Raw genomic sequence first — 13,062 nt, 5'->3', positions numbered from 1 at the left:
ACGCGCGGCGAAATTCCATGCCGCCTGCGATTTCGTGAACGGCACGGGGCTTGTGAGCACGCCGCTCCTCATGGAAAAGCTCGGCGTGAAGCTTACGGCGGTCAACAATGCGCTTACCGGCACCTTCGCCCATATGGCCGAACCCTCGCCGGCGACGATGCAGGAGTTATCAAGGCTGGTCAAACGCACGAAAGCGGATATCGGCTTCATTCAGGACCCCGACGCCGACCGTCTTGCGCTCACCGATGAGCGCGGTACGATACTTTCCGAGGAATACACGCTTGCGCTCTCTGCCGAGCATATCTTCTCCAAAAAAAAGACCGACGCGGCGGTGAACCTTTCAACGTCACGGATGATCGATGATGTGGCGAAGAAGTACCGCCGCACGGTGTTTCGCACAAAGATAGGCGAGATAAACGTGAGCGAAACGCTTCGCCGGAAAAAGCTGTATTTCGGCGGCGAAGGGAACGGCGGCATCATCATACCGTCGATATGCCCGGGGCGCGATTCGCTTCTCGGCATGGCGCTTCTCCTCGAGATGATGGCCGTGCGCGGGAAGCGGGTGAGCGAGCTCGTATCCGAGCTGCCGGCGTATCGCATCATCAAGGATAAAGTCGAAGCGAAGGGCATCGATGTCGATACGTTATACTCCGCTTTGAAGCGGACGTTCTCCGGCGCGCACTTCAGCGAGATAGACGGCATACGTGCCGATGTGGATGAGGGATGGGTGCATGTGCGAACGTCGAACACGGAGCCGGTGATACGCATCATCGCGGAAGCGAAGGACGAATTGTCTGCGAGAGAGCTCATCGAAAAAGCGATGAGAGTGATACGATAGCATAAGCAATACGATATCTCCGATGCATTTGCCTTTTCATCTTTTCGCATTATATTATCCAAGCGCTTGTATTTAAGCAAAAGAGGCAAAAATGATAGAATTCATGAAAAAGCTTGAAAATGAGGCCGGAAAGAAGGCGAAGAACTTCGCAAAAAGGATATCATCGAGGATACTCGGCGGGAATATCGTATTCCAGGCTGAGTATCACCATAGCGTTGAGCCGATACCGCTTAAGAAGTCTATCGACCTTTCGCGAAAACCCATTGAAGAGGGTGCAGCGTGGGGCAAAACTTGGGAGAGCGGGTATTTCAAGCTCACCGCACGGGTACCCTCTGAGTGGAAAGGGAAGATCGTTGCGGCGAACATAGACCTCGGCGGTGAATCGCTTATCTATGACGAAAAAGGCATCCCGCTCTATGGGCTCACCAACGGGTCAGTATTCGCTGCGAATTATTCCAAGGATGTGTACCGCATCTTCGAACCGTGCAAGGGCGGCGAGAACGTAACGCTCTATATCGAAGCCGCTGCGAACGGACTGTTCGGCGTCAATCGTCAGCCTGACTCAGAACGTACTGCCCCGACGCGCCACGGCGAGTACAAAGGCGAAGTAAAGCGCATACGCCTGTGCACGTTCGACGAATCGCTCTGGCATCTCTGTCTCGATGTGAACTTCCTTGTCGATCTTGCTTATCAGCTGGAAGAGGACAGCGTTCGACGCGCGCGTATTTTCCGCGGTATTCAGAAAGCGATAGTCGCGTTCGCTGATGATGATGCCAATGCCGAAAAAGCGCGTGCCATACTCGCACCGTTCTTCAAGGACAGGAACACCACCGCGCTCAATTCAGTCGCTGTCGGTCATGCGCATATCGATGTCGGCTGGCTCTGGCGCATACAGGAATCGGAGCGCAAGGCTGCACGGACGTTCGCCAGCCAGATAGCGAATATCAAGCGATATCCGGGCTATGTGTTCGGCGCATCGCAGCCGGTGCTTTATCAATTCGTCAAGGATAATTATCCGGAGCTCTATGCGGACATCAAGAAAGCGGTGCGTGACGGGAGCTGGGAGCTGCAGGGCGGCATGTGGGTGGAAGCCGATTGTAATATCATAAGCGGCGAATCGATGATACGCCAATTCGTGCATGGGAAGAATTTCTTCAAGGACGAATTCGGCGTCGATGTGAAGAATCTCTGGCTCCCCGACGTGTTCGGCTACTCGGCGAATCTTCCGCAGATACTGAAGCGCACGGGCATCGATTTCTTCCTCACGCAGAAGATATCCTGGAGCCAGTTCAATGTGTTCCGGCACAATACGTTCATCTGGCGCGGCATAGACGGGAGCGAGGTGATAACCCATTTCCCGCCGGAGGACAATTATAACTCCATGCTCATGCCGGGGCCGTTCAAGCGCGCCGAGCGCAATTTCAAAGAAAAAGCCTTTCTCGATGAATTCATGACGCTTGCCGGCATCGGCGACGGCGGCGGCGGCCCCAAGGAAGAGCACATCGAAGCGGGGCTCCGGGCGCGCGACTGCGAAGGCATACCGCGGAACAGCTTCGGCAAAGCGGATGCGTTCTTCGACAGGCTCGCGAAACGCGCCGACGAGCTCGATGTGTTCTCCGGCGAACTCTATCTCGAACTGCACCGGGCCACGCTCACCACACAGGCGCGGACGAAGCGGTATAATCGCCTTCTCGAGAACAGGCTCCGCCAGACGGAGGCTCTCTGCGCTTTGGCACCGCTTACTTCCTATCCGCGCAAAGAGCTTGACGCCGTGTGGAAAATGCTTCTCACCAATCAGTTCCACGACATCATACCCGGCTCGAGCATCAAGCTCGTGTACGATGATGCGCACCGTAATTACGAGAACGCTCTTGCGACGTGCAACTCCCTCATCGAAACAGCATCGAAGGTGCTCTGCGACAACGCCGCGGATACGGTGACGCTTTTCAACGGTATCTCGTATCCGTATACCGCATCGATAACGCTTCCTGACAGCTGGAACGGCGCAGTACGTGCCGACGGTGTCCCGGTCGCGGTACAATCGGAGAACGGGGCAGCGATAATGCGTACGCGCATAGAGCCGAACTCGATGGCGGTCATCACCAGGGAGTCGAACGCGAAAGCCGCGTCTGAAAAGAAGGAACTTGTTCTTGAGAACGATCTGATACGATACCGGTTCTCAAAGGAAGGGCGGCTCATCGAAGCATTCGATAAAGAAGTGAAACGCCCGGTCATCCGTGACGGTGCCGAGGCGAATGTGATCTCGCTCTACGAAGATCATCCGAACAATTGGGATGCGTGGGACATCGATCATGATTATGACGAAGGCATCCTCGAAACGGCGAAATGTGTTTCGGCAAGCGCGGTGAGCGCCGGAGATGCGCGGTCATCCGTGCGTTTCTCGTTCACGGTGAGCGCATCGACGATAGAGCAGACGGTGACGCTCGACGCCGATTCGAAACGCCTGACATTCGTGACGAAGGTGAACTGGGATGAAGCGCATCGCATGCTCCGCGTCGCTTTCCCGGCGGCGGTACGCTCCGACGAAGCGGCGTTCGACATCCAATACGGCTACGCCAGGCGACCGACGCATACGAACACATCGCTTGATTTTGCGAAGTTCGAAGTAGTGGGACATCGCTATGCGGACCTTTCTGACAACGACTATGGGGTCGCGCTCCTCAACGACTGCAAATACGGATACAAGGTGCGCGGAAATATCCTCGATCTCAATCTCCTGCGCTCGCCGCGCGATCCGGACCCCGATGCGGACATCGGCACCCATGCGTTCACGTATGCGCTTCTCCCGCACGCGGGAACGCTCACGGAGTCGAATGTCATGGCCGAAGCGGAACAGCTTAACATCGCTCCACTCATGCTCAATGGAAAAATGAAAGCAGCCGTACCCATCTCGGTTTCCGGCAACGGCATATCGATGAACGTGCTCAAGAAAGCGGAGAAGGAAGAATGCATCATCATTCGCCTTGTTGAGACACACGGGAAGAATTCAGCAGGCACGATACGGATGAAGGGCGCTATCGTTGAAACAAATCTTATGGAATGGGAGAATGGGAAGAAAAAGAGCGTGAACGACGAGTATGCTGTATCGCTTGCGCCGTTCGAGATTCGGACGTATAAAGTGTATTTATCGTGACGAATAACCCCTATCCCCGCCCTACGGGCACCCCTTCCCCCTTTGAAAAGGGGAAGGGGAATTCAAATCGTATGTTTTACTCCCCTTTCCCTATCTCTGACGTGCGCCTCTGGCGCAGCTGGCGGCAAAGCCGCCACGGGTGGAAAGGGGCCGGGGGAAGGGGTTCATAAGGAGTGACCATTGCCAGTCCGCCTCAAAGATATCGCCGAATCGCTCCATCTCGATCTCTCCACGGTCTCGCGTGCACTGCGCGATGATGCGCGCGTGCATGCAGATACGAAAAAAACCGTATTGGCGGAAGCGGCACGTCTGGGGTATAGACCGAACCTTCTCGCACGGCGCCTTGCCGTCGGAAAAACGAAGACCGTGTGGCTTATCCTCCCCTCGCTCGGGTCCCCGATAGAACGCGAACCGGCGGAACATGCCGCGGCATTGCTCTTCGAACATGAATACGATCTCATGATCGTGCAGCACAGGAACGATGCCGCTGCATACGAGCGCATTCTCGGCCGACTCTCCGAAGGGCTTGCTGACGGCGCGCTCATCATCCCGGGGCCGTATGCAGATCCACCGTTCGAGGAAGTACTTGTGCATGCCGGGTATCCCCTCGTATTCATCGACCGGCATCCGAAAAATCTCGGCACACCGGTCGATGTCGTCACCACGGCGAATGAGAAGGCGGCATACGATCTTACGATACGCTGCATCCGTGCCGGTGCAAAGCATGTGATCGCCGGTTTTAATGAAGGTAATCCCGTAGCCGATGCGCGGAACGCCGGCTGCCGGCGTGCGGGTGAAGAGCGGAATGTACCGTGTCAATTCATAACGGACGGGATAAGGCCTGAAAATTCGGACCATACGGCTGTCATCGGATCATCGGTGCCGTTCCTGAGAAATACTGCGCAGCTATTGACCGGAGCGATCATCGGCGGCGTGTTCGATAATTGGCCGGGGGCAGCGCATCCGTTCAAGGAAGTGCATGTCTGCGTACAGGATTTTCCGGCAATGGCAAAAACCGCGGTCACGGTCATTCTCGGCCGCATAGCGGGCACAAAAGACGATGCCCGGATATGCGAGGTTACTGCGAAGCAATTTCTGACGGTGCGCTGATCATTTCCGAAACCGTTCCTGCGATCATCACTCTGCATCTCCTTCACGGGCCAGAACACTCAGCGCTTCTGATCCGTCGGCGCGGGAACGTTCTGCGACGGTGCTTTCGCCCCCGCAGGCTTCGGATATGACTTCGCCACACCGAGTTCGCGCTGATACATCTGCACCGGCAGCCCCGGCGGGTCCATGCGTACGACGTCGCTGCCGCGCCAAGTGATGTGCATCGAGAGCCCGCGAACGGTCTCATGCGACACTCGTTCATTGAGCGCATGCGTGAGAACGATGACGTCACCGCGTGATGCCTTTTCAATGAGCATGCAGTTGTCACGGTAGGCGACTGGACGCGCCGTGCCGTTCACCGTGACAGAACACTGTTCACCCATCCAGTCATAGTGACGGATGAGGACATCGCCGTCAGTGCGCATCGTCACGTGCATCGATCCGTCATTGGGGTATCCTGTCTTGATAACCGCGGCGGACGATTCGCGCGGGATAGGGAAATTGATGTATATGCCGCCGTTCTTTTCCTCGATGGTCTTTTCATACACCATACCGAGCGCGACCGGTGCCGTGCCGACGCAGCATCCGGCAATCGAGCGGAAGCGTGAGAGCGAAAGTGAATTCGGCTCTCCGCCGCCCGACCAGCCGCCGACAGCACGTGTATCGATGTTCTTCCACGTATAGCCGTTCTCGTCGGCTTTATCCGCAGTGCTTATGAAGCATCCGTCCTTTATCTGCTGTTCGGTAAGCTGATTGCGCGTGTACTTATTGATGAGGTCCCAGTAATCATATCCGAGTTCGACCGCTTCGAGCGCGAACACGATCATATCCTTGATGCAGCATGTCTCGCAGTGTTCCTCTTCCATCGGATGCCACTGCGCATACTCCGGCACCCAGCCGAATTCCGAGCTCAGCGAGCGGACATACTCGAATATCTGCACCGCTTTTTCCACATAGCGCTCGTTCTTGATGAAGCCGCCAAGTTTGACAAGTCCTATCGCGAACCACACCGCTGAATGCACATGCCCGAAGAATTCCCCCTTGTAATTGAAGTAGCGCGAAAGCCCGAGCATATGATTCGCTATGCCGACGGCAAGATCGAGTGCGACCGTATCCTCGAATTCTATTGCGCGTGCGACGAGCGGCTCCAGGAGCACCGCATTCCTGATGGACGTTTCGCCGCGGCCGGTGACGCGCTCATCGACGAAACCTTCGTTCGGCAGATAGATATCGCTCGGGAATTCGTATACCGTTTCGCCCATGGGGAAATCGCCCGACCAGAATGTCCGTGTGGTGCGCTGTATCGCGAGCGACCGAAGCCCTTCTACAAGACGTTTCGACTTATCGTATGCATCGCTGTTGTTCGGTTCGTCACGGCAGAGCTGATTCATTCCCGCGAGCACCCATCCCATCTCGTGGAACGATGCATGCTGCGTGTTCGACCAGGGATACGGTTCGTGATAGCGAAGGCTCTTCGGGCCCCATGAGCGCAGGAGATGACGTTTCAATCCGCCTTTGACGGCGTTCGACCGCTCGGTGGCACCGTTCATCTTTTCAAGCGCGACTATCGCCTCATACCAGCTCGCAACGAGCTCAGCATCGTCGACGCGCACATGGCGCGCATACGCGGGGGATTCGTTTATCTGTATGAACCAGTAGGGAAGATGGTCGTACGCCTCATCGACCATGGACGTTATGTAATTCATGCCGCGCGCGGCGACCGCATGGATATCGAATGGTTCGTATCGGCGCATAGGGCCTCCCCGAATGAATTGCTGTGGCGGACGGTATATCGATAATATATACAAAGCGATGTTCTATTGCGTTCAGTATTTCATGGTATAAAATATCGCACATGGCGCATACCGCGTTCGGTGATCGTTACATTCCCATGAACGGCAATGCCGGCATTACCCGTCTCGGACGCCGCGTGCTCACGAAAGCCGGCGAACCGATGCAGGCGCATCGGCATCCGGGAGCGATCGAGCTTTCGTTCGTCGCCAGCGGGGAATTCACGCAGGGCGTACGCATCGGGCCTGCGTATAGATATTATCTTCTCAACGGCGGATCAGCGCAGGTATTGTTTCCCGACGAGCATCATGGCACGGGGGATTTTCCCCGCGGCAAAAGTCTTTTCTATTACATCGTCATTCCCCGCTTCGGAAAGGAAGATTTCCTTGGGCTGGGCCGATCATTGAGCGTATCGCTCGCGAGGCGGCTCGGTTCGCTTCGCGGCATCATCGTACGGCGGGCTGCATTCCTTCAGCCATCGTTCGAACGCCTCATCACGCTCTGCGCCGAACGCCCCGACGGCTATCGGGCAGAAGCGCCCCTCCTTTGCGCCGATATGCTCATGCGCCTGTGCCGCCTCCGCGATGAACAGCACAGCCGTACTCCGTCGACAGCGGCCGCAGCGCAGTATCTTTCCGAGCACTGCACCGAGAACGTTTCATCGGCAATGATCGCGGAGACGATGGGTGTTTCTGTTGCGCATGCCTACGCGCTCTTCAAGCAGGATATCGGGATGACGCCGCATGATTATCAGCTCCGCGTGCGTATTGAACAAGCAAAGAGCCTCCTCTCCGAAGGAACGCACCCGGTCACCGATATCGCATATGACCTTTCATTCTCATCGAGCCAGTATTTCGCCGTCGTATTCCGACGGTTCACCGGCACGACGCCGGCGTTATGGCGAAAGCGCAGCGCATCATAATAGATCCCCTCCAGCGGAATGCGGGCGATATCGCTCAGCGGGATTGACGGTTATCGATGTTGGAATATACTGTGATCATGTTCGTGCGAATCTCTATTGTGATCTTCACGGCCGCTTTGAGCGTGAATGCCATCGATACGTCAGTCCGCAGTCAAGCGGTCTCCCAAGCCGACACGGCCGCGTTCTGCGATCGATTATCAAAGGCTCTCACGAAGCACGGTGATACGATCATCGGCAGCGGGGTTTCGTCGCTCAAAGGCAAGAGCGCCGACGGCATGATGGCATCGGTATTCCATCTCATGTTCGAGACGACGGGCAATACGAATTATCGTGCGGCGGCGGTAACGATCGCCGAACGTATCATAGCGGAGATGAAGGCGACGAAGTTCGGCGTCATCTACATCAAGGAAAAAGAAAAGGGCGGCGAAAGTATCTCAGGCGGAGGGCCGCCTGCTTTCGGGTTCTATACTGCGGAAGCAGCGCGGATATTCTTTCTGGAAAAGCGATATGACGAGGTCCAGTATATCGCTGCCGTGCTCGATGCCTTTCCCTGGAGTGAAGAGGGCTGGTGGGCGGCCACTGTCGATATCGCAACGGGAAAGCCCAAAGAGCCGATGAGCAAGCCCTCGCCGATAAACAAGAATGCTGCGATCGCAATGGCGGTTGGCATGATAAGCGAATATTGTAAGGGCGTGAATGCGCCGTTGTCCGCCCGACTGAAGAGCAAAGCCGACCGCTGTTTGAAGAAGATCATCGCCGCACAGGAGGCCGACGGCTTCTGGCATTACAGTCTCTCAGGGAATGACCCGAACAACAAGGACATTCTCGGATATTTCATGCTCACGACGGAAGTGCTCATGCGTCTCAGGGAATATGCGCCATCATTCCGCGGACTGACACTGACCGATGCCCTGGGACGGGCCGGCGCATTCGCATTCGCCTCCATCGCGCCGATGACCGACCCGAACACGAACAAAGCGTGTTCACGCTGGAGTACGAGGGAAACCCCCGCACATTACAGCGTTTCCGCTGACGGGGAAAAGCTCAAACGTACGTTCCAATTAGGGTGCGTGCTCATTGCCGGCGGATATCATGCCGAAGGGATGAAGATCATCGATCATGCGCTGAAATATTTTCCGTACGGCGATGCGGGTATGGACGGCGCGCATGCGGCCTATCCCGGCGCATTCATTCTGTCTATCCTCAGGCATTAGTAGCGTTTTTTTGATCGATATGCCGACGGCGATACGCCGACACGTTTCTCAAATTCTTTCGTAAAATGCGACGAATCGTAAAACCCGACGGACAGCGCTATATCGGTGAAAGGGAGCTTCGTCGTCATGACGAGATATTTCGCCTTTTCAATGCGCAGTCTATTGACGTATTCCGGGAACGGAAGTGAGAATGCTTTCTTAAACCCCGTTGACAATGCCTGCACGGACATTCCAGCATGCCGCGCTGTTTCCGCGACTGAAAGTTTGCGCTGATAGTTGTTCCTAATGTGATCCACCGCACGGGCGATACCGCTTTCCCCCGCAGGGGAGGAGATCGAAAGAAGAGAATGCAGAAGTGAAAGAAAGGAAATGCGGAGCGCCTCCGACGGTTTTCCTGCAGTACGGACAAAATTATCGGCGACATCGAAGAAGCGCATCGCCATTCGCCTGGCATCCGCCGATGAAAGCATCAGCAAAGAGATCGTCCGTGACTGCACGAACGGTGCAAACAGCCTGAACTGCAGAAGCGCATCGACGGTTAGCGATGCGGCGCTGCTCTCTACGGACTCAGGGGCAAAACGAACGCTCGCCCAGCAGCAGGGGCCTTTCCCTTTCATACGATGAACACGCCGATGATCGATAAAAAGCACGCTGCCGGGCGTAACATCGTGTGCGGCATCCTTTTCCTCATAGTACGCATTGCCCATCACCATAAGAATGAGCTCTAGATTGCCGTGCCGGTGAAAGGGGGATGCGTATTCCTCGCCGTCATCGATGGTCATTACCTGGGGGATGATGCCGATGCTTTTCCCAACGGCATTCATCTGTATTTCGCCTGACGTTCCGGGAGCCGAGAAATAACGGCGCTGCAGATAGCTGTTGTATTCGTTGAATGGCCGGTCGGAGATCCGGAAGAGATTGAACACGGGGTCGAGTACGTCCATTGGTGTGATTTTACAAAGCGCCGTGATTTATTACAAGCCGCATCGCGGATTTGTCGCTATTATGTATCCGACGCTGATAAGGAGCATGACAATGACACGTATACGAGGGCTTATTGCAGCACCGTTCACGCCGATGGATGCCGACGGGGCCATTGCACTCGCTGTTATACCGGCATACGCTGCAAAACTGAAAGAAGACGGGATAGCCGGCGTATTCGTGAACGGCACCACCGGCGAAGGTCATTCGCTTTCTTCCGATGAACGATATGCGCAAGCAGAGGCATGGATTCGCCATCGTACCGAAGATTTCAGGGTCATCATCAATACCGGGCACACGGCGCTCCCGGAATGTATCGCCTTCGCGCGGCATGCGGAGCACATCGGCGCGGACGCTGTCGGGCTCATGCCGCCGAATTACTTCAAACCGTCGACGGTAGAAGACCTCGTGCGCTTCTGCACGGAGGTAGCATCTGCCTGTCCCGCCACGCCGGCGTATTATTATCACATTCCCTCGTTCACCGGCGTCTCGTTCCCGATGATAGCATTCCTCACTGCTGCCGAAGAAGCGATACCGAATCTCACGGGCATAAAGTTCACGTATGAGAACATCATGGATTATGCGCAATGCCTGTCATTCAGGAACGGCGCATACGATATGGTCTTCGGACGCGATGAATTACTCCTTTCGTCGCTTGTCGTCGGTGCACAAGGAGCCATCGGGAGCACGTATAATTTTGCCGCGCCCCTTTATCACGGGATAATGGAGGCGTTCGCTGCCGGCAACGTGGATAGTGCCCGCGAGGGGCAGGCGAAAGCGGTCGAGATGATCAGCGTTCTCAATCGATACGGCGGACTTGCCGCGGGGAAAGCGATCATGAAAATGAGCGGGATCGATTGCGGGCCGGTGCGATCGCCGCTTCATTCATTATCGCATGATTCAAAAAAATCTTTATTCGAAGCGTTCACCGCCCAGGGGCTATTCCTTTCAGCAGCGGAGGCGGTCATATGATACTCACGCACGTACGCCGGATGAACGAGTATCGTTCACTGCACCCCGATTTTTCAAGCGCGTTCGATTTTCTTACACGCATCGATCTCAGCTCGCTTGCCGACGACCGATACGACATTGCCGGAGAACGAGTCTACGCGACGATATCGACCAAACAGGGGCGCGCGCGGAGCGAAGGCAAGCTGGAAGCACATCGCAGCTATATCGATATACAGTACGTCATCAGCGGTATCGATGAGATGGGTTGGAAGCACCTATCGGCATGCACGAAGGTCAATACCACCTACGATGCGGAAAAGGATTACGAGCTTTTCGACGACGCCCCCGATGCATGGATACGCACATGCCCGAAGCATGTCGCCGTGTTCTTTCCGTCCGATGCGCATACACCGCTCATATCGAAGGAAGTGCTCAGGAAGGTAGTTATTAAAGTTCATGTACGATAAGGAGCTGTCCATGGATTCACGTGAACGAGTAATGACGTCCGTATCGCTCGGGAAGCCCGACCGTATTCCCCTCGATTTCAGTGCGAATGAAGCAACGCTTTCGCGTCTGCATAGGGACCTTAACACGAGAACACATCATGAGCTTCTCACCCGTTTGCATGCGGACATTATCGACATTCGCGGTGTTGTCGACCCCTTGTATCGGGGGCCTATCCCCAGGCAACGGGAACTTCCCGGCGGCATTGCTGAGAATTTCTGGGGATGGCGGACAAAAGTAATGCAGACGCCCACCGGGGCTGAAACAAGTTACTGTGATTTTATCCTTAAGGACTGTACCACGGTGGAAGAGCTCATGACGCATCGATGGCCGAAAGCGGACTGGTTCGATTTCAGCGGATTTTCTGAGCGGCTTGGTGAGTGGCGCGGATTCGCCGTCATGGCGTCGGGCGCGAGCATATGGCAGCATCCGACATTCCTGCGGGGCATCGAGCAATTGCTCATGGATATCCTTATCGCGCCGGACATAGCCGCGTTCATGATCGATACGTTCACCGACTTTTATATCGATTATTTTGACCGCATGTTCAGCGCCGCCCCCGGCAGGATCGATATTCTGCGCATCGCTGATGACCTCGGTATGCAGGACAGGCTTCTCGTAAGCCCCGATGTGTTCAGGGATATTTTTGTTCCGCGGCTTCGGCGTATCATCGATATGGCGAAAAGTCACGGCGTGAAGGTGATGTTCCATTCCTGCGGCGCTATCGTTCCCCTCATCGACTCGATAATAGACGCCGGCGTCGATATACTCGATCCGATACAGGTGACGGCGAAGGGCATGGATCCCGCCATGCTCAAGGAGCGATTCGGCACCCGTCTATGCCTCCACGGCGCTATCGACACGCAATATCTTCTCCCGTGCGGCACGCCCGCGGACGTGCAGAACGCCGTAATCTCAATGGCTGATATACTCGGCGAGAACGGCGGCTTCATCATGTCGCCGAGCCATGTGTTGCAATCGGATGTTCCCACTGATAATATAATCGCATTGTACGACACAGCATCGCAGCGGCGGTATAGCAAAGTACGTATGACCAGGGAGGCGATATGAAAAATCTGATGCACGAAGAGATGCTCATGCTCAAGCGGTGGAACACGCCGACCATCTATAATGGATGGGAACAGATCACGAAACACGATATCACGAAAGGCTTCAACCGCGAGGAGACGCGCGATTTCATGCCGCAGATGGGGCCGATGGTCGGACGCGCGATAACCGTCGTGTTCGAGCCGAGTAAAAAGGAACATCGCGAGACAAATCCGAACGCGTGGTCGCAGTACCGGGAATATGTGGCATCGATATCGGGACCGAAGATCGTTGTCGTACAGGACCTCGATAAGCCGGATGTCGTCGCCGCGTTCTGGGGCGAGGTAAATAGCAATATACACCGATCCCTCGGATGCATCGGGACCATCACCGACGGCGCGGTCCGCGATGTCGATGAAATGGCGAACGCGGGGTTCAAAGCGCTGGCGCGCCGCATGTGCGTCGGGCACGGATTCAGCACACCGGTGCGCTGGAATTGTGAAGTGGAAGTGTTCGGCTGTCCCATAAAACCGGGGCAATTGATCCATGC

At 55.6% G+C, this 13,062-nt stretch carries 11 protein-coding genes; 9 read left to right on the top strand and 2 right to left on the bottom strand.

The genetic code is table 11. The features are described from left to right. The 3 genes from AABZ39_21220 to AABZ39_21210 form a co-directional block, all read left to right on the top strand. The coding region (locus AABZ39_21220; protein ID MEK6797311.1) for a phosphoglucosamine mutase at positions 1-838 on the top strand (838 nt) is incomplete at its 5' end. Between the two features lie 103 nt (positions 839-941). Beyond that, positions 942-3,992, top strand: coding sequence for a glycoside hydrolase family 38 C-terminal domain-containing protein (locus AABZ39_21215; protein MEK6797310.1), 3,051 nt, complete (start codon positions 942-944; stop codon positions 3,990-3,992). Between the two features lie 180 nt (positions 3,993-4,172). Continuing rightward, a complete protein-coding gene (locus AABZ39_21210) occupies positions 4,173-5,102 on the top strand; it encodes a LacI family DNA-binding transcriptional regulator (protein ID MEK6797309.1) in 930 nt (309 codons plus the stop codon). Between the two features lie 59 nt (positions 5,103-5,161). On the opposite strand, the gene AABZ39_21205 is transcribed toward AABZ39_21210, so the two are convergent. Next, positions 5,162-6,856 carry a hypothetical protein gene (locus tag AABZ39_21205; GenBank protein MEK6797308.1) on the bottom strand — a complete coding sequence of 565 codons (1,695 nt, stop codon included), beginning with the start codon at positions 6,854-6,856 and terminating at the stop codon, positions 5,162-5,164. 23 nt (positions 6,857-6,879) lie between these two features. Here AABZ39_21205 and AABZ39_21200 point away from each other — a divergent pair, with 23 nt between their 5' ends. Both AABZ39_21200 and AABZ39_21195 read left to right on the top strand, forming a co-directional pair. Next, positions 6,880-7,815 (top strand): AraC family transcriptional regulator, encoded by a 936-nt coding sequence (locus AABZ39_21200; protein ID MEK6797307.1) that lies wholly within the window; start codon positions 6,880-6,882, stop codon positions 7,813-7,815. A gap of 77 nt (positions 7,816-7,892) precedes the next feature. Then, complete coding sequence (locus AABZ39_21195) at positions 7,893-9,029, top strand: hypothetical protein (protein ID MEK6797306.1); 1,137 nt, start codon at positions 7,893-7,895, stop codon at positions 9,027-9,029. On the opposite strand, the gene AABZ39_21190 is transcribed toward AABZ39_21195, so the two are convergent. Continuing rightward, entirely contained in the window at positions 9,026-9,973 is a 948-nt protein-coding gene (locus tag AABZ39_21190; GenBank protein MEK6797305.1) for an AraC family transcriptional regulator, read from the bottom strand. The two genes, AABZ39_21195 and AABZ39_21190, sit on opposite strands and share 4 nt — an antisense overlap. A gap of 91 nt (positions 9,974-10,064) precedes the next feature. Between AABZ39_21190 and AABZ39_21185 the strand changes: the two genes are divergently transcribed. From AABZ39_21185 to AABZ39_21170, 4 genes are all read left to right on the top strand, one after another. Next, a complete protein-coding gene (locus AABZ39_21185) occupies positions 10,065-10,982 on the top strand; it encodes a dihydrodipicolinate synthase family protein (protein ID MEK6797304.1) in 918 nt (305 codons plus the stop codon). After that, positions 10,979-11,428 carry a YhcH/YjgK/YiaL family protein gene (locus AABZ39_21180; protein ID MEK6797303.1) on the top strand — a complete coding sequence of 150 codons (450 nt, stop codon included), beginning with the start codon at positions 10,979-10,981 and terminating at the stop codon, positions 11,426-11,428. Before AABZ39_21185 ends, AABZ39_21180 begins: the two co-directional genes overlap by 4 nt. A 10-nt stretch (positions 11,429-11,438) precedes the next feature. Then, positions 11,439-12,536 carry a uroporphyrinogen decarboxylase family protein gene (locus AABZ39_21175; GenBank protein ID MEK6797302.1) on the top strand — a complete coding sequence of 366 codons (1,098 nt, stop codon included), beginning with the start codon at positions 11,439-11,441 and terminating at the stop codon, positions 12,534-12,536. After that, on the top strand, positions 12,533-13,062 hold a 530-nt coding region (locus AABZ39_21170; GenBank protein ID MEK6797301.1), incomplete at its 3' end, for an RraA family protein. The genes AABZ39_21175 and AABZ39_21170, both read left to right, overlap by 4 nt.

The sequence above is a fragment of the Spirochaetota bacterium genome (assembly GCA_038043445.1).
GTDB lineage: Bacteria > Spirochaetota > Brachyspiria > Brachyspirales > JACRPF01 > JBBTBY01.
Note: the sequence above shows the minus strand (reverse complement) of the source record. Positions and strands in the feature narration are given on the sequence as shown.